The sequence below is a fragment of the Streptomyces sp. Isolate_45 genome (assembly GCF_024721315.2).
Taxonomy (GTDB): domain Bacteria; phylum Actinomycetota; class Actinomycetes; order Streptomycetales; family Streptomycetaceae; genus Streptomyces.
In genome coordinates this window covers 1-22,313 of record NZ_JANFAK020000130.1, presented here as the reverse complement: position 1 = coordinate 22,313, position 22,313 = coordinate 1, and the positions used below count along the sequence as shown (strand labels likewise).

General features: G+C 74.3%; 20 protein-coding genes. 11 read left to right on the top strand and 9 right to left on the bottom strand.

Translation table 11 applies throughout. From position 1 onward, the window contains the following. Window positions 1-224 precede the first annotated feature (224 nt). Together NOD94_RS31110 and NOD94_RS31105 are read left to right on the top strand one after the other, a co-directional pair. Window positions 225-1,025: an aspartate/glutamate racemase family protein gene (locus NOD94_RS31110; RefSeq protein ID WP_281209504.1), complete on the top strand. Its 801-nt coding sequence runs from the start codon at window positions 225-227 to the stop codon at window positions 1,023-1,025. Window positions 1,026-1,204: 179 nt separating this feature from the next. Then, a complete protein-coding gene (locus tag NOD94_RS31105; RefSeq protein WP_281209503.1) occupies window positions 1,205-2,494 on the top strand; it encodes a hypothetical protein in 1,290 nt (429 codons plus the stop codon). A gap of 151 nt (window positions 2,495-2,645) precedes the next feature. Here NOD94_RS31105 and NOD94_RS31100 read toward each other — a convergent pair whose 3' ends face one another. Next, the gene (locus tag NOD94_RS31100) at window positions 2,646-3,566 is read right to left on the bottom strand and encodes an ADP-ribosylglycohydrolase family protein (RefSeq protein ID WP_281209502.1); all 921 of its coding nucleotides are present in this window, start codon (window positions 3,564-3,566) and stop codon (window positions 2,646-2,648) included. Further along, window positions 3,563-4,225 (bottom strand): TetR/AcrR family transcriptional regulator, encoded by a 663-nt coding sequence (locus tag NOD94_RS31095; protein ID WP_281209501.1) that lies wholly within the window; start codon window positions 4,223-4,225, stop codon window positions 3,563-3,565. The genes NOD94_RS31100 and NOD94_RS31095 overlap by 4 nt, the downstream gene beginning before the upstream one ends. A gap of 408 nt (window positions 4,226-4,633) precedes the next feature. Here NOD94_RS31095 and NOD94_RS31090 point away from each other — a divergent pair, with 408 nt between their 5' ends. The 3 genes from NOD94_RS31090 to NOD94_RS31080 all read left to right on the top strand — a co-directional run bounded on the left by NOD94_RS31090 (window position 4,634) and on the right by NOD94_RS31080 (window position 7,414). Then, entirely contained in the window at window positions 4,634-5,176 is a 543-nt protein-coding gene (locus tag NOD94_RS31090; protein WP_281209500.1) for a hypothetical protein, read from the top strand. A gap of 100 nt (window positions 5,177-5,276) precedes the next feature. After that, a complete protein-coding gene (gene lnt / locus NOD94_RS31085; protein ID WP_281209499.1) occupies window positions 5,277-6,917 on the top strand; it encodes an apolipoprotein N-acyltransferase in 1,641 nt (546 codons plus the stop codon). Next, window positions 6,914-7,414 (top strand): NUDIX domain-containing protein, encoded by a 501-nt coding sequence (locus NOD94_RS31080; RefSeq protein ID WP_281209498.1) that lies wholly within the window; start codon window positions 6,914-6,916, stop codon window positions 7,412-7,414. Before lnt ends, NOD94_RS31080 begins: the two co-directional genes overlap by 4 nt. A 28-nt stretch (window positions 7,415-7,442) precedes the next feature. Here the strand turns inward: NOD94_RS31080 and NOD94_RS31075 are convergent, their stop codons facing one another. Next, window positions 7,443-8,240: a trypsin-like serine protease gene (locus tag NOD94_RS31075; RefSeq protein WP_281209497.1), complete on the bottom strand. Its 798-nt coding sequence runs from the start codon at window positions 8,238-8,240 to the stop codon at window positions 7,443-7,445. A gap of 191 nt (window positions 8,241-8,431) precedes the next feature. On the opposite strand from NOD94_RS31075, the gene NOD94_RS31070 reads away from it, so the two are divergent. Then, a complete protein-coding gene (locus NOD94_RS31070; protein WP_281209496.1) occupies window positions 8,432-9,250 on the top strand; it encodes an alpha/beta fold hydrolase in 819 nt (272 codons plus the stop codon). 42 nt (window positions 9,251-9,292) lie between these two features. Here NOD94_RS31070 and NOD94_RS31065 read toward each other — a convergent pair whose 3' ends face one another. Continuing rightward, the gene (locus NOD94_RS31065) at window positions 9,293-10,768 is read right to left on the bottom strand and encodes a hypothetical protein (RefSeq protein WP_281209495.1); all 1,476 of its coding nucleotides are present in this window, start codon (window positions 10,766-10,768) and stop codon (window positions 9,293-9,295) included. A 160-nt stretch (window positions 10,769-10,928) separates the two neighbouring features. Here NOD94_RS31065 and NOD94_RS31060 point away from each other — a divergent pair, with 160 nt between their 5' ends. Continuing rightward, the gene (locus NOD94_RS31060) at window positions 10,929-12,218 is read left to right on the top strand and encodes a bifunctional GNAT family N-acetyltransferase/ATP-binding protein (protein WP_281209494.1); all 1,290 of its coding nucleotides are present in this window, start codon (window positions 10,929-10,931) and stop codon (window positions 12,216-12,218) included. Between the two features lie 324 nt (window positions 12,219-12,542). Next, a complete protein-coding gene (locus tag NOD94_RS31055) occupies window positions 12,543-12,893 on the top strand; it encodes a DUF6191 domain-containing protein (RefSeq protein ID WP_281209493.1) in 351 nt (116 codons plus the stop codon). Here the strand turns inward: NOD94_RS31055 and NOD94_RS31050 are convergent. From NOD94_RS31050 to NOD94_RS31030, 5 genes are all read right to left on the bottom strand, one after another. Further along, on the bottom strand, window positions 12,871-13,476 hold the full coding sequence (locus NOD94_RS31050; RefSeq protein ID WP_281209492.1) for a hypothetical protein: 606 nt from the start codon (window positions 13,474-13,476) through the stop codon (window positions 12,871-12,873). The genes NOD94_RS31055 and NOD94_RS31050 overlap by 23 nt on opposite strands. Next, a complete protein-coding gene (locus NOD94_RS31045) occupies window positions 13,473-15,110 on the bottom strand; it encodes a serine/threonine-protein kinase (RefSeq protein WP_281209491.1) in 1,638 nt (545 codons plus the stop codon). Before NOD94_RS31045 ends, NOD94_RS31050 begins: the two co-directional genes overlap by 4 nt. Window positions 15,111-15,234: 124 nt before the next feature. After that, window positions 15,235-16,491: a Tm-1-like ATP-binding domain-containing protein gene (locus NOD94_RS31040; protein ID WP_281209505.1), complete on the bottom strand. Its 1,257-nt coding sequence runs from the start codon at window positions 16,489-16,491 to the stop codon at window positions 15,235-15,237. A gap of 48 nt (window positions 16,492-16,539) precedes the next feature. Next, on the bottom strand, window positions 16,540-17,043 hold the full coding sequence (locus NOD94_RS31035) for an NUDIX domain-containing protein (RefSeq protein WP_281209490.1): 504 nt from the start codon (window positions 17,041-17,043) through the stop codon (window positions 16,540-16,542). 54 nt (window positions 17,044-17,097) lie between these two features. Then, a complete protein-coding gene (locus NOD94_RS31030; RefSeq protein ID WP_281209489.1) occupies window positions 17,098-18,183 on the bottom strand; it encodes a cation diffusion facilitator family transporter in 1,086 nt (361 codons plus the stop codon). 164 nt (window positions 18,184-18,347) lie between these two features. Between NOD94_RS31030 and NOD94_RS31025 the strand changes: the two genes are divergently transcribed. The 3 genes from NOD94_RS31025 to NOD94_RS31015 all read left to right on the top strand — a co-directional run. Next, entirely contained in the window at window positions 18,348-20,786 is a 2,439-nt protein-coding gene (locus tag NOD94_RS31025; protein ID WP_281209488.1) for an FHA domain-containing protein, read from the top strand. A 6-nt stretch (window positions 20,787-20,792) separates the two neighbouring features. Further along, the gene (locus NOD94_RS31020) at window positions 20,793-21,416 is read left to right on the top strand and encodes a hypothetical protein (RefSeq protein WP_281209487.1); all 624 of its coding nucleotides are present in this window, start codon (window positions 20,793-20,795) and stop codon (window positions 21,414-21,416) included. Then, window positions 21,413-22,313 (top strand): serine/threonine-protein kinase (locus NOD94_RS31015; RefSeq protein ID WP_281209486.1); only part of this gene is annotated, 901 nt, incomplete at its 3' end. The genes NOD94_RS31020 and NOD94_RS31015, both read left to right, overlap by 4 nt.

The following is a 22,313-nucleotide window of genomic DNA, read 5'->3' as shown; positions in this document are numbered from 1 at the left end:
CGGACCGCCACCGGTTTGATGCCCTTGGCCAGTTCGTTCGCGAAGACGCGCACCTTGGCCGCGGCCGGACCCTCCCGAGGCGGGACGCTGCCCGGCCGGGCGGGCGCGGGTGCGCCGAGCAGGGGCGGAGGGCGCCGCCGGGCGGGGCGGCCGGGTGGGTCGGTCGGCCTCGTACGGTGGCGGTCGGGAGGGGTCCGGGGCGGGGGGTCGACTAAGGTGGCCGGGTGAAGATCGCTCTCATGGACTCGGGAATCGGCCTCCTGGCGGCGGCCGCCGCGACGCGTCGGCTGCGGCCGGACGCCGATCTGGTGCTGTCCTGCGACCCCGACGGGATGCCCTGGGGGCCGCGCACACCCGCCGACCTGACCGAGCGTGCCCGTGCCGTCGCCCGGGCCGCCGCCGCGCACCGTCCGGACGCTCTGATCGTGGCCTGCAACACCGCCTCCGTGCACAGCCTGCCCACCCTGCGGGGCGATCTTGAGCCCGCCATCCCCGTCATCGGCACCGTTCCGGCGATCAAGCCCGCCGCGGCCGCCGGGGGGCGCGTCGCCATCTGGGCCACCCCCGCCACCACCGGCAGCTCCTACCAGCGCGGCCTGATCCGTGACTTCGCCGCGGGCGCGAAGGTGACCGAGGTGCCCTGTCCGGGTCTCGCCGACGCAGTCGAAGCGGCCGACGAGGCCGCCGTCGTACGGGCCGTCGCCGCGGCCGCCGCGCTGACCCCGCCCGACGTCACCGACGTCGTCCTCGGCTGCACCCACTACGAGCTCGTCGAGGATCTGATCCGGGCCGCCGTCGACGCCCGCACCGGCGGCGCCCCCTTCGCCTTCCACGGATCCGCCGAGGCCGTCGCCCTCCAGGCGCTGCGCCGCGTGGGCGTCGAACCCCGCCCCGGGCTGCCGCGTACCGGTGGGCTGAGCGTCCTGCTCAGCGGGCGTCCCGGCGAGCTCCCGCGCGCCGCGTTCGGCTACGCCGAGGGCCGGCTGCTCGCCGAGTCGGCGCGGAACGCGTCCGTCGGAGGATGACCCCGGACGGGGGCGTCCCCTCCGGCGGCCCGCCCCGGTCCGCGCACCCGCGCGGCGAGAGGTGAGACCGGCCGACCCGACCCGTCCGGCCAACTCCCCTCCCGCCGAGCGCCGTTCCGTCAATGCCCGTTCCGTCAACGCCCGTTCCGCGGCGCGGGGTGCGCTCGCATACTGAAGCCGTGACTGCCTACGCCAAGCACGTGCCGAGCGGGGTGATACCCGCAACCGGCGTATGTACATGGGGAGTTCCGGCCTCCGAGAGCTGGCTCAAGGAGCGGGTGCCGCTCTTCTTCGCGCCGGGTGGCGGGAGTTGGGTGCTCGCCGTCCTCGTCGTCGTTTCCTTCCTGCCGATCGCCTGGACCGGGGCGCCGGAAGGGGCGGTCGGAACGGCCTGGCGGGCCTACCCGATGACCCTCCTGCTGGTGGCCCTGCCCATCTGGTTCCGGTACCTGCCGGGCGCGGCCGCCGTGTCGGCCGCTCTGATCGCCCTGGAGTCGGGCGCGGCCCTCGTCGTACGGGGGACCGGCGCCGCGCGCACCCGGGTCGGTCTCGGCCTCGTCTGCCTCGCCGCGCTGTGGGCGCTGGTCGGGGCGCTGTTGCGACTGAGGGCCCGCCGTAGGCAGGCGGAACGGGCCCTGGCGGCGGCCGGGCCGGCCCGCTTCCCCGTGCCCGGGCCACTGCCCGACGGGCACGGCCGGCGCGGCATCCCGGCGATCCTGTTAGGCGTGTTCCTCTGCCTCGCGGGCGGGGCGGTCCTACTCGACGGACTCGTACGGGACTTCGGCACCCACGGCGAGGCCGTCCCGTACGACGCGGTGGGTCGGCAGTGGACCGCCGCGCCGCTGCTGGTGCTCGGCAGCACCCTCCTCGGCCGCGGCGGGAGCGCCGACCGGGCCGCGCGGCGGTTGCGCGACGTCGGCCTGCCGGCCATGGTCGTCGGCGTACGGATCTCCCGGTCGGGGCACCACTGGCTGTACCCGGACGCCGACGAAACCGCCGGGCGGCCCCTGATCGCCTTCCGGGCACGTGGCGTCGACACCCGGGCCGAGGTGCGGATGCTCGCCGGAGGGCCGACGGCGGGAACCCGGCGCGCGCTGCACGACGTCGACGCCCACGGTGAGCCCTTCGAGGCGGTGTTGTACGGGGTGCCCCGCGAGGGCTCCGAGGTCGTACTGGAGTACGCGGTCCACGACGGCCGCGGGTCCCGGATCAGCTCCTGGTTGACCGCGGCCGTGCTGCTTCCGCGCCGCCGGCACGGCCTCGACCGGTGGATCCCCGCAGGTGTGTCGCACCGGGAGAACACGGAACGGATGCGGGCCCGCGCGGAAGAACGCCGCCGGGAGCAGGCACGGCTGCGCACGGAGAAGGAGAAGGCCGGCCGGGACCGGCGTACCAACGAGACCGCGGGCGGCTGCGGCGGGACCGGCTGCGGTGGTGACGGCGGCTGCGGAGGGTGCGGCTGCGGCTGACCGGGACCGCCCGCGCGAAGGCCTCCTCGGTCCGTACGCCGGCACAGGCGCCCGCGCGAAGCCCCCCCTTGGTCCCTCCCCTGGCCGGTGGCCGCGCGTACGAAGTCCCCCCGCGCCGCCCCCCGGCCGGTGGTTTTCACTCCATGCCCGCTCAGCCGATCGTCGCGAGGCGTCCGGCCAGGGCGCGCAGGGCCGCCGCGTCCAGGACCCGGTCACCGAAGCCCGGCAGCGGTACGTGGAGCGGGTCCGTCCATTCGGCCGGGATCGCCGTCCCCCCGTAAACCGCGCCGGCCAGGATCCCGGTGACGGCGGCGACGGTGTCGGTGTCCCCGCCCAGGTCCACCGCGGCCCGAACGGCTTCGGCGAAGCCGGTGGTGGTCCGCAGGGCCCACACCGCCGATCCGAGGCAGGGCCATACCGCTCCGTTGAACTCGGTGGCGAGGCCCGGGTGCCAGGCGGGGTCGAGCACGCGGGCGTACCGCTCGCGGTGGTCCGCGTGCACCGCGTCGAGGACGCCGGGCAGCGCGGCCGTCGGGTCGGCCCCGTCCAGGGCGACGCGCACGAGCTCGTGCAGTACGGCGGTGCCCTCCCAGGCGGCCCGGTCGCCGTGGGTGAGGGCCGCGATCCGCCGGGCGGCGTCCATGGTGGCCTCCCGTCCGGCGGCGGCGAAGTACACGGCCGAGGTGGAGGCCCGCATCAGGGAACCGTTGCCCGCCGCACGCGCGTTGATCTGGAAGTGCAGGGCGGCGGCCAGGTCCCAGGCTTCGCCGTTGGTCAGCACGTCCTCGGTCTGCAGACCGATGTCCTTGGGACGGCCGGCGGCCCACCGCTGGAACCGGGCGAAGACGTCGGGCAGGTCGAGGCCGCCGCGCTCCAGCAGGGATTCGCCGACCAGGACCGCCATCTGCGTGTCGTCGGTCGCCTCGCCCGGATCCCAGCCGCCACCGCCGCGCATCTCCTGTCCCCGTGCGGTCAATTGGCCCGCCGGGCCGAACTCGTAGGGCGCGCCGAGGGCGTCGCCCGCCGCCGAACCGAGTACGGCGCCCACGGCGCGGTCGAGTCGGGTGGTCACGGGGTCTCCTCGGGGCACACGGTGTTCAGCAGGCGGCGCGCGAAGGCGTCCGGGTCGTCGAGGCCGGCCGCCGCCAGGGTCGCGGGGGCGCCGGCCAGCAGGTGCGGGATCGCGCCGTGCAGCGCGAGCGTCAGGGTGCGGGCCCCGTCGGATCCGGCGGGCAGCCCCGCCGCCTCCAACAGGTGCCGGTGGGCCGCGAAATCACCCGCGCCGATCGGGTCGATCAGCGCGGCCAGCCAAGGTCGCCGGGCCGCCTCGCCCTGGAGTTCCAGGTAGGCGAGCATCCGGGTCCGGCCGGGTCCGGCGACGTCGCGCAGCAGTCCCGCCAGGAACGCGGCCGGCCCCGGCCGGGCGGACGGTTCCGGTACGACCCCGGCTTCCGCTTCCGCACCGGACCCTGGCCGCGCCCCCGAGCCGGCCTCCGCCTTCGACCCGGCTCCCGATCCGGCGAGCGCCGAGGCAACGGCCAGGTACTGCTCCAGGCAGCGCTCCGCGACGGCGCGGAGCAGGGCGTCGCGGGTCGGGAAATAGTTCTTGGTCGTGCCCGGCGGCACGTCGGCGGCGGCGTCGACGGCGCGGTGCGTCAGCCCGCGCCCGCCCGCTCCGCCCAGTACGGCCACGGCGGCGTCGCGCAGCTTGTCCCTCCGGTCCTGATTCACGTCGGCAGGATAACCACGTTCGTGGTACCACGGATGAGGTACCACGAACGTGGTACCGCGTTCGTGGGGCTTCCGGTCGGGCGCCCCGTGCGATCCGGGTGCGGAACCCCCGGCCGGTGGACCGGACGACCGGAGGACGGGAGGACGGGAGGACGGGCATGAGGAGCACGCGGCGCGGCGACGGGGCCCCCGGAACGGCCCCCGACGCCGACCTCGCCGTCGGCGCCGACGGCATCCGCACTACCGTCCGCACCGTCCGCCGACCGGCCTGCGGGACGCCCTGGTCCGCCTGCTCCCCGGCCGAGGCCGGGTTTCCGGGGTGTACGGACGGGCAGACGCACCACGCACCCCCCGGGCACGAGAGGACCACGGGTCCGTCGACCGACTGGGCGAGAGGCGGTGGCGTACATGCGGAACGTGAGTACGCTGCTACACATGACGGGTCACCCCCCGGGGCCGCTCTGGACGGGCCGAGCCTCCAACCGTGTGCAGTGGGTCCTCGCCGCCGCCGGAGCCGCGTGCCTGGCGCTCGGGATCGAGCTCGCCGTCGACGGCTCCTGGACCGCCGGGATCGTCCCGCTGCTCATGTCCGTGGTCGGCTGCCTCGCCGCGGGGCTGTTGATCCTCTACGGCACCCTGGCGTTCGTGCACGTCGCCGTCACCATCGACTCCCAGGTCCTGGAGGTCCGCTGCGGCCACGTGGGGCTCCCGCGCCGCACGATCCCGCTCTCCGAGGTCACCTCCGCCGAGTTCGTACCCCGCATCACCCCGCAACAGTGGGGCGGCTGGGGCTACCGCTGGCGTCCGGAGCAGGGGACCGCCATCATCGTCCGGCGCGGCGAGGGCGTGGAACTGCGGCTCGGGGACGGCAAGCTGTTCACGGTCACCGTCGACGACGCCGAGAACGCCGTCCGCGTCATCCGCGCCCACCTGCGCGCCCTGGCCGGCTGACGCCGCCGCCGTGGACGCGGGGGGCGTCGGCATCGCCCGTCAGGGGGCCCCGCCCCGGGCCTTACCCGCCTTTGGCATGCGGGGACGTACACTCCGCCAGATGAGCAGCAGTGTCACCCGCGACGCCGGGAACGACCCCTCCCCGTCGCCCCCCGCATCACCCGGAGCAGCATCCGACGCGCACACCGACGGAACCGGCGCACCCGGAACCGGCGCGCTGCCGCGCAGGGCCGCACGGCTGGCGCGGCCCGTACTCGCCGCCCTCGCCGGAGTGCTGCTCTACCTCAGCTTCCCGCCCCGACCCCTGTGGTGGCTGGCACCCCTGGCCCTCGCCCTGCTGGCCGGGTGCCTGCGCGGCCGCCGGGCCCGGGCCGGGTTCGGACTCGGATTCCTCTTCGGGCTGGGCTACCTGCTGCCGCTCCTCGTCTGGACCAGCGAGGGCGTCGGCCCGGTGCCGTGGCTCGCCCTCGTCACCCTGGAAGCCCTCTTCATCGGGCTCGGCGGCCTCGGCATCGCCCTCGTGAGCAAGCTGCCGGGGTGGCCGCTGTGGGCCGCCGCCGTCTGGGTCGCGGACGAGGCCCTGCGGGCCCGCGCCCCCTTCGGTGGTTTCCCCTGGGGCAAGCTCGCCTTCGGGCAGGCCGACGGGATCTTCGTCCCGCTCGCGGCCCTCGGCGGGACCCCGCTGCTCTCCTTCGGCGTCGCGCTGTGCGGCTTCGGCCTCTACGAGGTCCTGCGCACCACCCGCGAACACCCCCGGCAGACCACCGCCGCGCTCGCCGCGCTGGCCGTCGCCGCGCCCATCGGCGCGGCCCTCGTCGCCCGCCCCCTGGTCTCCGACGCGGCCGAGGACGGAACCGCGGTGGCGGCCGTCATCCAGGGCAACGTCCCGCGCCTCGGCTTCGACTTCAACGCCCAGCGCCGCCAGGTCCTGGACAATCACGCGAACCGTACGATCCAGCTCGCCGAGGACGTCAAGGCCGGTCGGGCCCCCAAGCCCGACTTCGTCCTGTGGCCGGAGAACTCCTCCGACATCGACCCCTACACCCAACCCGACGCCTACGCGGTCATCGACCACGCGGTGAAGGCCATCGGGGTGCCCGTCGCGATCGGTTCCGTACTGGCCCCCGACACGGGCCCGCTGCGCAACACGATGATCCTGTGGGACCCGGTCAAGGGCCCCGTGGACACCTACGACAAGCGCAAGATCCAGCCGTTCGGCGAGCGCATCCCCATGCGGTCCTTCGTCCGCCTCTTCAGCGCCGACGTGGACCGCGTCCGCCGGGACTTCGGCCCCGGCAAGGAGCCCGGGGTGTTCGACATGAACGGCAGCGGGGTCGGCATGGTCACCTGCTACGAGGCCGCCTTCGACGACGCCGTGCGCTCCACCGTCCGGGCCGGCGCCCAGGTCATCGCCGTGCCCAGCAACAACGCCACCTTCGGCCGGAGCCAGATGACCTACCAGCAGCTCGCCATGGACCAGATCCGGGCGGTCGAGCACAGCCGGACGGTACTGGTGCCCGTCACCAGCGGTGTCAGCGCCGTCATCCGGCCCGACGGAACGATCAGCGAGCGGACGAAGCTGTTCACCGCCGACGCGCTGGTCGCCGAGATCCCGCTGCGCTCCACGGAGACCCCCGCCACCCGGTTCGGCCCGCTGCCCGAGTACGCGCTGCTCCTGATCGCCGCCGGCGGGCTCGCCACGGTCCTGGCCCGCCGGATCCGCGCCGGGAGGGCCGCATGAGCACACCCGAGTTCATCAGGGCGATCCGGGCCGGCGCCGGGCAGCAACTGCTCCTGCTGCCCGGGGTCACGGCCGTGGTCGTCGACGACGCGGGCCGGGTCCTGCTCGGCCGCCGCGCCGACACCGGGCGCTGGTCGGTGATCGGCGGGATCGCCGAACCCGGTGAGCAGCCCGCGACGACGGCCGTCCGCGAGGTGTACGAGGAGACGGCCGTGCGGTGCGTCCCCGAGCGGGTCGTCCTCGTCGAGATGCTGGCGCCGATCGTCTACCCCAACGGGGACGTCTGCCAGTTCCAGGACATCACCTTCCGCTGCCGCCCGACCGGGGGCGAGGCCCGCGCCCACGACGGGGAACTGCTGGAGGTCGCCTGGTTCGGGACGACGGAGCTGCCGCCGCTGGAGCGGTTCGCCCTGGAACGCGTCCGGCGCGCCCTCCTCGACGAACCGACCTGGTTCTCACCGGCGCAGGCCGATGACGCGGACGGGAGCCCCCGATGACCCTCACCGCGGCCGTTACCGCCTGACCTCACCCGGAGGCGGGCGCGGCCAGGGCGAAGGCTCCCGGGGCGGACGCCTCCCGGTACAGCGCCCGGGCCCGCTCGCCCATCACCGCGCTGTACGAGACCTCCGGGACCGTGCCGCCGCCCTCGTACCCGCCGAGCACGCCGGCCAGCTCCCCGGCCACGAGCCAGGGACTGCCGCTGGTGCCGCCGCTGAGGTCGGGGCAGTCGATGCGGCGCTGCGTCGACGAGAACAGTTCCGTGGCGTTGGTGCAGCTCAGCGGGGTTTCGCGGGTGCTGGGGTAGCCGACGACCGTGACGGGGACCGTTCCCGGCTGTTGCCCTGCCACGGGGAAGCCACCGACCACGTCCTCGATCCGGGCGTCGTCCAGCGGGGCGAGCGTCGCGAAGGCGATGTCGGCGTCCGGATCCTCCTCGTCCCGCCAGCCGGGGGCCACGAACACGTCGGTCAGCCGCCACACCCCGTACGGGGCCTCGCCGTCCCGGTAGCCCGGTGCGAAGACGGTGGTGTCGGGTCGGTCCAGGCAGTGCGCGGCCGTCGCGATCACGTCGTGGCCCTCGCTGCGCACCACGGCGGCGGTGCAGAAGTGGCCGCCGTCCAGCCCGCCCGCGAACAGCGCGCCCACCCGGTCCGCCGCCGTGCCGGGGCGTGCCCCGACGGTGACGCCCAGGGGTGGCACGGACGCGGGGTCGGGGACGTCGACGCCCAGCAGGGCCGCCATCGCGCTCAGGGCGAGCAGGATCCGGGAGGCGCGCCGGGCACGGGGGCGGCCGGCCTGTCGGGGGAGGATGCCGTGGATCATCTTCCGAGCCTCCCCGCCGAAACCATGTGCGGAGCCCGAAATTCCATATGAATCAGCTGTGAATCCGGGAGCGGGGCCGTGGCCGCCCCACGGACGCCCCCGACGGGGGTCGCACAGGCGGGACCCGGCCCGCTGGGCGAGACTGGCAGAGGTGCTGTCCAGGGGGGCCGAGGCCTTCAGGAGGTCCCGTCATGACCACACGGCGCACACCCGTGATCTTCATCCACGGCCTGTGGCTGCACTCGACGAGCTGGCAGGGCTGGGCCGACAGCTTCCACGACGCCGGGTACGAGCCCTTGATGCCGGAGTGGCCGGGGGTGCCCGACACCGTCAACGGGGCCCGCCGGCTGCCCGAAGCCCAGGCCGGCGTGGGGCTGGCCGATATAGCGGAGGCGTACACCCGGGTGATCCGTACGCTGCCCGCGCAGCCGGTACTGGTCGGGCACTCCGTCGGCGGTTTCATCGCGCAGCACCTGCTCGGCGAGGGCCTCGCTTCCGCGGCCGTGGCCATCTCCCCGGGCCAGATCAAGGGGGTGAAGGCGCTCGCCCCGGCCCAGGCCAAGTCGGCGTTCGCCTTCCTGCGCGACCCCGGCAACATCCACCGGGCGGTCTCGCTCAACCGGGAGCAGTTCCGTTACGCCTTCGCGAACGCCGTCTCCGCACCGGACGCGGAGGCGCTCTTCGACGCGTGGACCATCCCGAGCCCCGCCCGACCGCTGTTCCAGCTCGCCCTCGGCAACTTCACCCCGCACTCCGCGGCCCGGGTGAACACCGACAACGCCTCGCGCGGTCCGCTGCTCCTGATGTCGGGCAAGCACGACCACACCGTGCCCGACGTGCTGACCCGGTCCACGTACAAGCAGTACCGGCACTCCCCGGCCGTCACCGAGTACCAGTGCTTCGAGGACCGGGGTCACTCCCTGACGGTCGACCGCGGCTGGCCCGACCTGGCAGCCTCCTCCCTGAGCTGGCTCGGCACCCACGCCCGCCCCATGGCGGGCGCCCGCTGAACCGGCCCCGCCGCGCTCAGGTACGGCGTTCGTGGAGCGCGCTCAGGTACGGCGTTCGTAGAGGGTGACGCGGCGGCCCCGGACCTGGTGGTCCTCGACCACCGTGAAGTACTCGCGCAGGACCGCCGTCTTCGTCCTGTCGCGCTCGGCGCCCGGCGGTCGGGCGACCGGAGCCGCGTCCGTGACCAGCAGGACGCGACGGCGCTCCAGCAGGGCCGCGCGGATGCGGGACGGGTCGGCCTCCTCGCCCTTCAGGGTGGCGGAGGCCGCCGGGCTCTCGGCCAGGGCCACGTCCGTCAGGTCCCGGAAGGCGCCGGGGGAGACGAGGGCGGTGTCGCGCCGGGCGGCCGGCACGAAGAGCACCGCGTCCCCGGCACGTCCCAGCCGGCCCACCTCCCCGGCCGCGGCCAGCACGTCGTCGATCCGGCTGGCCGGGGCCCGCTTGCCGAGTTCCACGGGCAGCAGGGCCAGCACCGCCACCCCCGCCACCGCCGGGACGAGCACGGTCGAGGCCCTCGGGAGACGGGGCGCCAGGGCCCGGGCGCCCGCGCCCAGCGAGGCACCGATCAGCAGGGCCAGACCCAACATGCCGAACAGTATGTAGCGGTCCAGGAACAGGGGCTGCACCAACGACAGCCCGATCAGGGCGAGCTGCGGCGCCGCCAGCAGCGGCAGCCCCACGGCGGCGACCGAGAGCCGGCCGCGGGCCGGCCGGTCGGTCCACGCCCCGAACGCCCCGACGGCCAGCAGGATGCCCGGCCCGATCAACATGTGCCAGGTCAGCGGGGGTATCCAGGACACCTGGTCGGACTGGCCCCGGCTGAACAGGATCAGCGGCAGGGCCCCCGCAACCGCGCACGCCCCGGCCGCCGCCCACCGCAGCCACACCCCGCGCCCGGCCCGCACCCACCACAGGGTCAGCGCGTGCGCGGGCAGCGCCAGGAGCGACAGCCAGTTCAGCAGCGCGCAGACCAGCACGAGGAGCCCGTACGCCGTCCAGCGCGGCCACGTCCGCCGCCCGGGCCGCCCCGACCCGTCGCCGACGAGGGACACGAGGAGCAGCGTCGACAGCCCGGACCCGGCGGCGACCAGCGCGTAGGGCCGGCCCTCCTGGAGGTGGAACTGCACGGCGGGCAGCAGCCCGAGGGCCAGTCCGGCACCCAGGCCGGTCGCGGGCCCGGACAACCGGTTCCCGATCAGGGCCACGCACGCGGCGGCCACCGCCACCGCGAGCACGGACGGCAGCCGCAGCGTCGTCGTACCGGCGCCGAACACCTCGAAGAGGCCGTGCATGAACAGGTAGTACAGGCCGTGCACCGCGTCCACGTTGCCGAGCATCGCCCATATCTCGCCCGTCGACCGTCCGGCGACCTGCCAGGTCGCCGCCTCGTCCCGCCACACGCTGTCCTGCCGCGAGAGCCCCCACAGACCGAGCGCCAGGGTCCACAGGACCGGCAGCAGCCACACGAGGAACGGACGGCTGCGGGCCGGCGCGGCGCCGGGTATGTGGGATGTCATGAAGGCGTGCTGATCCTCGGTACGGGTCGTCGGTGGAAGACACCAGTCTATGGACGACACGGACGGTTTCCCGACACGGTGTTGTGCATGACGGAGCGTGAGTACCGGCGCCCCCCGCCCCTAGCCTCGCCGCAGGAGTACGAACGAGGGGCGGTACCCGGTGAACTGGCTCATCCACGACTACCGCGAGAGCGATCTCGCCGCGGTGGTCCACCTGATCGACACCACGGCCGAACTCGGCCAGGAGTCCGTCTTCTCCCTGGCCGAGTGCATCAGCGCCCTCACCGACCGGCAGCCCTGTGTGGTCGCCGTCCACCAGGGCGTCCCGATCGGCGCCGCGCTCGCCTGCGTGACCGGGGAACGGGCCTGGGTCATGCGCATCGCGATCGCCGCGGGCTGGCGCGGCCGGGGACTGGCCAGCGCCCTGCTCGTCGAGCTCGAACGCAGGCTGATAGCCGCCCGCGTCGGCCGCATCGCGTACGTCCTGCCGGAGGAGGACATGCTCGGCGAGGGCCTCCTCAACGCCGGCTACACCCGGCAGCCCGCCGTCGCCTACTTCGAGAAGACCGAGCCGCTGCACGGCCCGGCAGCGAGCCTCCTCGACGACCTCGGCGGCCGCTTCCTCCCGAGCGACCTGTGGGACAAGGTCGCCGGGATGGAGAAGGAGAAGGACCTCATCGAACGGCGCGTGGTGCTGCCGCTCGCCGAACCCGAACGGGCCGCCTCGCACGGGGTGCGCCCGCCGCGCGCCATCACCCTCTTCGGCCCGCCCGGAACCGGCAAGACCACCTTCGCGCGGGCCATCGCCTCCCGGCTCGGCTGGCCGTTCGTGGAACTGCTGCCCTCCCGTCTCGCCGACGAGGGGAACCTCGCGGCGGCGCTGCGCGACGCCTTCGCCCGGATCGCCGAACTGGAGCGGGTGCTCGTCTTCATCGACGAGGTCGAGGAGATCGCGCCGGTACGCACCGAGCCCGCCCAGCCGGGCGGGATCCACGGCGTCACGAACGAGCTGCTCAAGCTGATACCCGGCTTCCGGGAGGGCGACGAACGGCTGCTGGTCTGCGCGACCAACTCGGTCCGCTCGCTCGACCCGGCGTTCCTGCGGCCCGGCCGCTTCGACTACCTGATCCCGATCGGCACCCCGGACGCCGGGGCGCGCGCCGCGATCTGGTCCCGGTACACGGCCGGCCGCGCCGACGTCGACGTGGCGGCGCTCGTGGCGGCGACCGAGCTGTTCACCCCGGCCGACATCGAGCACGCGGCGCGGATCGCGGCCCAGGTGTCGTTCGAGCGGGACCTGGAGGCGGTGGGCGCGCGGGGCGCGGTGGCCGCCCAGCTCGGCGCGGCCACGCAGGACTACCTGGCGGCGGTCGCGCAGTGCCGGCCGACGGTGACGCCGGCGATGACGGGCGAGTTCGAGGCGGACATCACCGCCCACGCCCGGTTCTGAACTCCGTCTCCCCGGTTGCGGCGGGGGACGGGAACGAAGCGGCCCGCAGCCACTCCCCAAAGCGGCTGCGGGCCTCCCCGCGCGGACTTGGCATCCGAGCGGGACGGCCACGTTCCGGTTGGGGTGTCGCCGGCTGGAACGTGGCACGCGGCGGTGCCTGAGGGCGTCCTGCACGCCCTCGTCAACACCTCCGAGTCAACCGGCTCAGGGGGTTGCGGCGCTTCGGCCGGACGGCCACGCCCGGCCGGCCGGAAGGACGGCTCCGAGCCACGGACCCGGGGCCGTCCCTTCCGGCCGGCCGGAAGCGGGGGTTACGGTCGGGCCATGGCCTTCGTCGTCTTCATGACCCTGCCCGGGCTCGCGATCGTGCTCACCGTGATGGCCTTCCTCGACCTGGCGCTCGTCCGCGCCGGTCGGGCCGGGCTGCTGCCCTGGCGTCGGGGCGGCCGGCAGGGTCAGATCTCCTCCACCGGCTTCGAGCAGCTCCACGCGAGCTTTTCCCCGGGCAAGCAGAACGAGCTGGAGGAACGCCGGAGCGCCCTCGTCATGCGCGACGACGAGGAGGACGGCGCCCCGCCGCGCTCCCGCGTGGACCTCGACGGCGGCCGCGCCGTGATCAGGATGCCCGTACGGTCGCCCGCCGGGCCCGCCGTCACGGGCGGCAGCGGTAGGTGAACTCCACCGACGCGGTGCGCTTCACGGGCTCGATCAGCTGGAGTTCGGCCTTCGCCGGATGGCTTCCCGTGCCGTGGAACGTCCACAGCAGGTGCAGCGTCGCCTGCTCGCGGCCGCCGGGCACCCGCTCCGTGAGTTCCTGGGACCGGGTCCCGTCACTGCGGACCCAGCGGTAGACGAGGGTGCCGGGCCGGCCGTTCGTCGAGACGAAGGCGACCACGTCGGCGGCGGCGTCGCAGCCGGGCCCCTGCGGGTCGGTACTGACCCTGACGTCCCGCACCTCGACGGACGGCCCGAACCGCTGCCAGCCCAGGTAGCCGAGGACGAGCGCCAGGACCACGACGGCGAGGGTGTACCGCCGCCAGCCGCCACCCCCGCGCGCGGGCACGACGGCCGGCGCCGCGACCAGCGGGAACGGGGCCGGCATGGCCGCCGTCACCCCCGGCCCGAACCGCAGTACGGAACCCTCGACCCGGTCGGGGGCGGCGTCCGCGGGCGGCGGGGGACCGGTGAACCAGTGGCTGCCGAGGACCGTGGCGCTGTACTCCTCGTCATCGGCGTGCGGTGCGCGGGGCTCGTTCATCGCGGCGGCTCCGGCTGCTGGCAGCGGCGGAGCAGCTGCGAGTCGGACGCCGAGGAGTTCCCGGCGGCGGGCTTGGTGGTGACCCGCACGCCGCCGTAGCAGCCGTTGCCACGGCTGAAGGTGTGGGACCGGACCACCGAGGCCGGGGAACCGGCCTGTACGACGAACGTCTCGCTGCCGTCGGCCGTGCTGAGGGCGCCCGGCGCGTTGCCGAGGAACCACTCCACCACCACGGTGACCGTGCCGGTGCCCTGCGTCGCGACCGACACCGTGGCGTCGCCGCGGTAGATGCCGGGGTTCAGCGACACGTCGAGCTTCGTCACCCGCAGGGTCGGGGTGGGGCTCGGCGTAGGTGTCGGCGACCGGGTCACCGTCGGCGTGGGGCTCACCGAACGGCTCGGACTCGGCGAGTGCGGGGCCGAGTACGAGGGTGACGGCGTCGTGGACGTGGAAGGCGACGGCGACGGCGAGGCCGACGGGGACGCGCTCGGGGACGTCGAAGGGATCGGGCCCGCGGACACCGTGGCCGACGGGGCCGGGTGCGGGGAGGCGCCGCCCGGCGGGGACGGGCTCGTGGTGGCGAAGTCGCTGAGCGCGGACGCCCCCGGCGGCGTGCCGCCGATCGCGTCGGTCGTGAGGACCAGCAGGGCGCCCAGCACCAACGCCAGCCCCGTCGCCAGCCAGCCGCCGCGCCCAGGAGCCCAGACCGACGGGCCGCCGACCGAGGTGGTGGCCACCGCGGTGGTACCCGCCGCCGCGGCCCCCGCCGACGGGAACAGCAGCGGCAACAGGGCGGCCAACGCCGCCAGCTTGCGCTGCCCGCGCTCCTCCCACCGCGGCCCGTACGCGGCCAGCGCGACTTCCTCCAACTCGGCGACGAAGGCCTCGGCGTTCTCCGGACGCTGCTCCGGCAGCTTGGCCAGCCCCCGCCGGATCAGCGGGCGCACCGGCTCCGGGGCCTCGGTCTCCGGCACCGGCGCCTCGATGTGCTGGACGGCGAGCTCCGCGAAGTTCTCCCCGTCGTACGGCTTGCGCCCCGTCAGGCACTCGAAGAAGGTCGCCGTCGCCGCGTACACGTCCGCCGTCGGCGAGGCGGGCCGCCCCTGCCACTGCTCGGGAGCCATGTAGGCGGGCGTTCCCGCGACCCCGGGCGTCGTACCGCGCCCCGCCGCGATCCCGAAGTCCACGAGCTTGGAGGAGCCGTCCGCGGACACCAGCACGTTCTCCGGCTTGTAGTCGCGGTGCACGACCCCGGCCCGGTGCGCGGCGGCCAACCCCAGCAGGGAGCCCTTCAGCACCACCAGCGCGGCCTCCGGCTCGGAACGCCCGGATTGCTTCAGCAGCGCGCGCAGGGAGATCCCGTCGACCAGTTCCATCACGATCGCGGCGCCGCCCGGCGCCTCGACGTACTCGTACAGGCCCACCACGTACGGGGAGCCGAGGCCCCCGAGGAGCCGCGCCTCCGCCCGGAACTCCCGGACGAAGGCGGGGTCCTCGCGCAGCCGGTCACTCAGGTACTTCACGGCGACCGCGGTGCCCGTTCCGTCGTGGACGGCGAGCACCACCCGCCCGCTGCCGCCCGCCCCGAGCTCCCGTACCTCGCTGTATCCCGGTACCGTCCACTCACCGCTCATCGTCGCCCCCCGTCCGTGGCATCGCCGCATCCCGCACCCGTCGTACCCGACCGGCCACCACCAGGGACACGTTTCCGCCACGGCTGGTTCCCAACCGGGAGGGGCGTCTCGGAGCGGTGTGCGGTCAGGCCGCGGCCGCGAGCGCGCCGATCATGGCGTGCAACCGGTCGGCCGCGGCCCGGCCGAAGGACGGGTCGTTGATGTGGGTGTCGTAATCGTGGATCCGGGCCGCGCTGCCCCGCAATCCTTCGCGCAGCGCCGAGAACAGGGCCCGGTCCGCGCCGGGGTCATGGTAGGGCCCGCCGGGCGCGCCGAGCGTCGACAGTCCGCGCAGTGGGACGCAGACCTCCGTCGGCCCCGTCGAGCCCCGCAGTTTGGCGGCGACCCGACGGCCGAGCTCCGTGCACTCGGACTCGGTCGTCCGGATCACCGTGATCGAGGGGTTGTGGACGCGGACCCGGCGGTAGCGGGCCCGTTCCGGCAGGCTCTCCAGCGGCCCGAACTTCACCATGTCCAGCGCCCCCAGGCTCACCACCTGCGGGATCCCCGCCCGCCCGGCCGCGGTGAGCCGGTCGGGTCCTGCGGTCAGGATGCCGCCGCACAGGTCGTCGGCGAGCTCGCTGAGGGTGAGGTCCAGCACGCCGGCGAACACCCCCTGCCCGGCCAGGGTCTCCAGGGTGCGGCCACCGGAGCCGCTGACGTGGAAGACCAGCACCTCGTAGCCCAGCTCGGTCAGCCGCTCCCGGGCCGCGTCCACCCCGATCGTGGTCACGCCCGCCATGCTGGCCGCGATCAGCGGACGGGGTCCCGAGCCGAGCCCGGCCGGACGGTCGCGGTCTCGGGCGGCGCGCGCGTAACCCCTGGCCATCCCGGCGACGGCCTCCACGGCGTTGGCCAGTACCGGGGCGGAGATGCTGTTGATCCCCGCGATGTCCACCACGCTGTACATCATCGTGAGGTCCGAGGAGCCGACGTACGGGGCCACGTCCCCGGACGCCATCGACGAGACCATCACCTTCGGCACGCCCAGCGGCAGGGCCCGCATCGCGCGGCTCGCGATGGAGGTGCCGCCGCTGCCCCCGATCGCGAGCACCCCGTGCAGCCGGCCCTCGGCGTGCAGGCGCAACAGGGTCGCCTCGGCCCCCTTCGCCATCGTGGTCACGGCCGCGCCCCGGTCGGCGGCTGCGCGCAGTTCCGACAGTTCCGTTCCCGCCGCCCGGGCCACCGCTTCGCGCGGCACGTCCGCGGGCACCTTCGGTTTTCCCATGATCCCGGTGTCGACCAGGATCACTTCGACGCCGGCGCGCGACAGCCTCTCGCGCAGCCAGCCGTACTCGACACCCTTGGTGTCCAAGGTTCCCACCAGCACGACGTTCGTCATATGTGCAATGTCCATGCAGGTGGGGTTTGTTGGCAAGTAAAGGTCGGGTCAACCCTTCAGGAACCCCAACAGGCGCTCCAGGAACGGGATTTGAGAGGTCATCAGCTTATTTCTGGCCATTGGGGGAGCGAACCAGGCCACCCGGTCCAGTTCGGGGAACTCCTCCTCGCGGCCCGAGTGCGGCGGCCACTCCATCGTGAAGGTCCCGGGCACCATCAGCGCGGGGTCGAGGTCGGCCTCCACGGCCCAGATGGTCACGAGCTTCCCGCTCGTCAGCCGTACGTCACCCAGGGGCAGGTATTCGCCCTCCGGCGGCGGCAGCCCGATCTCCTCGGTGAACTCCCGCCGGGCCGCGTCCCGCGGGCTCTCCTCCGGGCCGTACTCGCCCTTCGGGATGGCCCAGCCCCCGGCGTCCCGCCCCGACCACAGGGGACCGCCCATGTGCCCCAGCAGCACCTCGACCCCCGAGCCGGGATCCTCCGCGACCCCGTCGGCGGTCCGCCGGAAGAGGAGCAGCCCGGCACTGCGCTTGTACCTGTTCGGTCCCGTCATGGACCCATGTATGCCCCGCCCCGGCCACGCTCAGTGGTCGGGGCGGGGTGAAGGTCAGTGCGGGTGCGGGCCCTGCCGGTGCACCGGGCCGTGGGCGTCGGCGCAGTGTCCGTCGCCCGGTTGTCCGTCGCCCGCCCGGCCGACCGAGAGCAGCGCGTCCTGCACGTGGTCCACCTGGAGGGTGGTGTGGGTGATCCCGTACTCCTTCTCCAGCAGCGCCTCAAGGTCGCGGCGCACGGCGTGGCAGTCGCCCGCCGGCTCCACCAGCACGTGCGCGGACAGCGCCGCCTGCCCCGAGGTGATCGTCCAGATGTGCAGGTCGTGGACCTCCGTCACCGGCGGCTGCCCGGCGAGGCGGTCACCCACCGCGTCCGGGTCCAGATGGGCCGGCGCCGCCTCCAGGAAGATCCGCCCCGACTCCCGGACCAGCCCGTAGCCCGCCTTGACCATCAGCACCACCACCACGAGCGAGGCGATGGCGTCGGCCTGCCGGAAACCGGTGGTGAGCACGATCAGACCGGCCACCGCCGTCCCGATGAAGGCGAACAGGTCGTTCAGGATGTGCTGGTAGGCGCCCTCGACGGCCAGCGAGGTCCGGTTCGCCCGGGAGATGCACCAGGCCGCCGCCACGTTGACGACGATGCCCGCCAGCGCCGTCACCAGCACCAGCCCGCCCTCCACCGGCGGCGGATCGATCAGGCGCCGCACCGCCTCGTACGCCAACCACACCGCCAACAGCAGCAGCGTCAGACCGTTGGCCTGCGCCGAAAGTATCTCGGCACGCTTGAGGCCGAACGTGAAACCGCCGCGCGCCGGGCGGGCCGCCAGCCGCATCGCGATCAACGCCAGGACGATCGAGACGGCGTCCGTCAGCATGTGCGCGGCGTCGGAGATCAGCGCCAGGGAGTGCGCCATGACGCCGATGACCACCTCGATCGCCATGAACCCGCAGATCAGGGCCAGGGCGATGCCCAACCAGCGGCGGTCGGCGTCCGGGTCCACCCCGTGGGAATGCCCGCCGGGGCCGTGCGCGTGGGCGCCGTGACCGTGCCCGGGGTGCTCGCGCCCGGCGGGGTCCCGGCCCTCCCGGCCGCCTCGCCCCGGGTGTCCGTGCTCGTGCGCCTGCTCGTGCGCGCTCATCGCTTCCCCCGTCTTTGTTCGCCGTTTGTTCGGTTCCGACGCGTGAAGTGAAGCGCACCGCGCCGCGATCGGCAAAGGCTGCAACGGGGACCGTTGTCATTACCTTTAACACCCCTCTGACCTGCTGTTATGCCGGCAGTGCCGGATCATGGGAAAATCTGTCCATGGTCCAGCGCCCCGGTGTGCCGACCCCACCCGAACTCGTTCTGGAAACCGCCCGCGGCTCCACCGAGATGAGCCCGGAGCGGACCTACCACGTCGGCCGCGACCCCCTCTGCGAGATCTGCCTCGACGACGCCCGCGTCTCCTGGCACCACGCGATACTGCGCCCCGACGGCGACCACTGGACCGTCGAGGACGAGGGCAGCACCAACGGCACCTGGGCCGATGGCCACCGCGTCCACGCCTGGAACGTCGGCCCCGGCAGCGAACTGCGCTTCGGCAGCCCCCAGGACGGCCCGCGCGCCGTCCTCGTCGGCCGCCGGCCACCCGCTCCACCTCCGGCTCCGGCTCCGGCTTCCGACCCTGCTCCCGTTCCCGTTCCCGGTTCCGCCCCCGGAGCCGTCGCCGACGCCCGGCCGGCCCGGCCCTCCGGAGTCTTCGCCCCCGAGCTGACCGGCACCTTCCGCCGACCCACCAGCGTCCGGCCGCTGCCCGCGCGGACCGCCGTGCGGATCGGCCGGGACCCCGCCAACGACCTCGTCCTCGACGACCTCGTCGTCTCCCGCCGGCACGCCGAACTGCGCGCCCTCGCCGACGGCACCTACGAGATCGCCGACCTCGGCAGCCACAACGGCACCTACCTCAACGGAGCCCCCGTCGAACGGGCCCCCGTCACCGAGGGCGACATCGTCGGCATCGGCCACTCGGTGTTCTGCCTCGTCGGCGACCGGCTCCAGGAGTACGTCGACACCGGCGAGGTCTCCCTCGACGTCCAGGACCTCGCCGTCACCGTCGACCACGGCCGCAAGACCCTCCTCGACCACGTCTCCTTCCCCGTCGGCGCGAAGTGCCTGCTCGCCGTCATCGGCCCCAGCGGCGCCGGCAAGTCCACCCTGCTCGGCGCCCTCACCGGACTGCGCCCCGCCGACCACGGCAGCGTCCTCTACGACGGCCGCGACCTCTACCGCGACTACGCCGAACTGCGCAGCCGCATCGGCCTCGTCCCCCAGGACGACATCCTGCACGCCCAACTCACCGTCCGGCGGGCCCTCACCTACGCCGCCGAACTCCGCTTCCCCCAGGACACCGCCAAGGCCGAACGGCAGGCCCGGGTGGACGAGGTGATCGGCGAACTCGGCCTCGTGCAGCGCGCCGACCAGCCCATCCACAGCCTCTCCGGAGGCCAGCGCAAACGCGTCTCCGTCGCCCTCGAACTGCTGACGAAGCCCTCCCTGCTCTTCCTCGACGAACCCACCTCCGGCCTCGACCCCGGCATGGACCGCTCGGTCATGCACATGCTGCGCGATCTGGCCGACGACGGCCGCACCGTCATCGTCGTCACCCACAGCGTGCTCAGTCTCGACGTCTGCGACCGGCTGCTGGTCCTCGCGCCCGGCGGACGCACCGCCTACTTCGGTCCGCCCGGCCGGACCCTGGACTTCTTCGGCTTCGCCCAGTGGCCCGAGGCCTTCGAGGCCTTCGAGAACGAACGGGACCGCGACTGGGCGGGCCAGTACGAGGCCTCGCCCGAACACCGCAGGTACGTCACGGGCACGGCCCGCCCCCTCCTGCCCGACGGAACCCGGCCCGCCCCCGCCACGGACGGCGTCGCACCGCCGCCCACCGCGCAGAGCTGGGCCTCCCAGCTCTCCACGCTGGTCCGGCGGTACGCGGCCGCCCTCGGCGCCGACCGCACCTTCCTCGCCATCATGGTCGCCCTGCCCTTCGTCATGGGCGCCATGGCCCGCGCCCTCGCTGGCAGCACCCTGACCAGTGAGTCGGCGATCAACGCCCTGCTCATCCTGTGCGTCGGAGGCGTCCTGACGGGCGCCGCGAACGCGGTCCGGGAACTCGTCAAGGAACGGGTGATCTACCAGCGCGAACGTGCCGTCGGACTCTCCAGATCGGCCTACCTGATGTCCAAGGTCATCGTGCTGGGCGCCATCACCGTCGCGCAGGCCGTGGTCCTCACGCTCGTCGGCCTCTTCGGAGTGGACCTCGGCGCCCCCGGCGGCCAGGGGGTCTTCCTGCCGCCGCTCCTGGAGATCATCGTGGCCGTCGCCCTGCTGTCGTTCACCGCGATGATGCTCGGACTGCTCGTCTCCGCCCTCGTGAAGAAGGAGGAGGTGACCATGCCCCTGCTGGTCCTCCTCGCCATCGTGCAGGTGGTCTTCTGCGGGGCGCTCCTGCAACTCGACGGGGTCCCCGTCATCGAACAGCTCGCCTGGCTCGTCCCCTCGCGCTGGGCGCTCGGCGCGATGGCCGCGACCATCGACCTCGGCCGGATCGTGCCCGGCCCGCTCACGGACGACCCCCTGTTCGCCCACTCCGCCGGCGTCTGGCTGCTCGACATCGGCATGCTGGTGGCCCTGTCCGTCCTGTTCGGGGTACTGGTCTCCCGGCTCCTGCGCCGGCACGAGCCCGCGATCATGCGGAAGTAGGCGCCGGTGAACAGCGGACCGGGCACGCCCGACGCCGGATTCCGGCCCACGCACGTCGTCCCGGGCGATGGACTGCCCGCCTGGGAGGGCCCCGACCCGACCCGGCCGACCGCCGCGCTCGACGCCTTCCTGCCGGTGCGGCTGCTGTCCCGGCGCGGCGAATGGGCGGAGGTCCTCTGCTCCAACGGGTGGTCCGCCTGGGTCGACGGACGCCTCCTGGTGGCGGTGCCGCAGCCGCCCCCGACGGCGGGCCGGCCCCTCGAACGGACCGAGGACCCCGCACCGCTGCTCGCCCGTACCGCCGAGGCGCTGGAACGCGTCCGCGGGGCCGCCGCCGACCTCGCCGCGGGACGCCTCGACCCCGACGGCGTCCGCCGCGCCACCCTCGGACTGCGGGCGGGCGTCGTCCTCGACGGGGACCGGCTGTGGGTGTACGACGAGGCGGCGGGACGGTGGATGTACGCGGAAGGGAGCCGCCCGACGACGTACGCGGTCGACGCGGAACCGGGGGCCCCGCCCGCGCCGGAGCCGCCGCCGCCCGGAACCGACCCCGGGGCAGGGGCCGACGTACGGGAAGTGCCGCACGCGCCGACCCGCGTCACCGCGACGCCCGACGGGGACGGGCCGTGACCGGCGCCGCCGACGCGCCGCGCGGACGGCCCTCCGGCCTGCCGGGTCGGCGGATCGCCGGGTACCTCGTCGAGGACGAGATCGGCCGGGGAGGCATGGCCGTCGTCTACCGGGCGCGGGACCTGCGCCTGGACCGGACGGTCGCGCTGAAGGTGCTGGCGCCGGAGTTGGCCCGCAACGACGGTTTCCGCGGGCGCTTCGCCCACGAGTCGAAGGTCGCGGCGGCCATCGACCACCCGCACATCGTGCCCGTCTTCGAGGCCGGCGAGGCGGAGGGACTCCTGTACATCGCGATGCGGTACGTGGCCGGACAGGACCTGCGCGCCCTGCTCGACCGGACGGGCCCCCTGCCGGTGTCGACGGTGGCGCGGATCGCGGGCCAGGTCGCGTCGGCGCTCGACGCGGCGCACGCCCACGACCTGGTCCACCGGGACGTGAAGCCCGGCAACGTCCTCGTCGCGGAGGGCACGGACGGCGACCACCCCGAGCACGTGTACCTCACGGACTTCGGGCTGACGAAGAAATCGCTGTCGCTGACGGGGTTCACGACCGTCGCGCAGTTCGTCGGGACCCTCGACTACGTGGCCCCCGAGCAGATCTCCGGGAAGCCGGTGGACGGCCGCTGCGACGTCTACAGCCTGGGCTGCGTGGTCCACGAGATGCTGACGGGCGGCCCGCCCTTCCGGCGCGACGACGACCTGGCCCTCCTGTGGGCCCACCAGTACGATCCGCCTCCGCCGCCCTCCGCGGAACGCCCGGAGCTGCCCCCGGAGGTCGACGCCGTCCTGGCGAAGGCCCTCGCGAAGTCGCCCGGGGACCGTTGGGACGGCTGCCTGGAGTTCACGACGGCCCTGCGCGCCGCCGGAGTCCGCGCCGGCGCCGCCCGCCCGCCGCGGC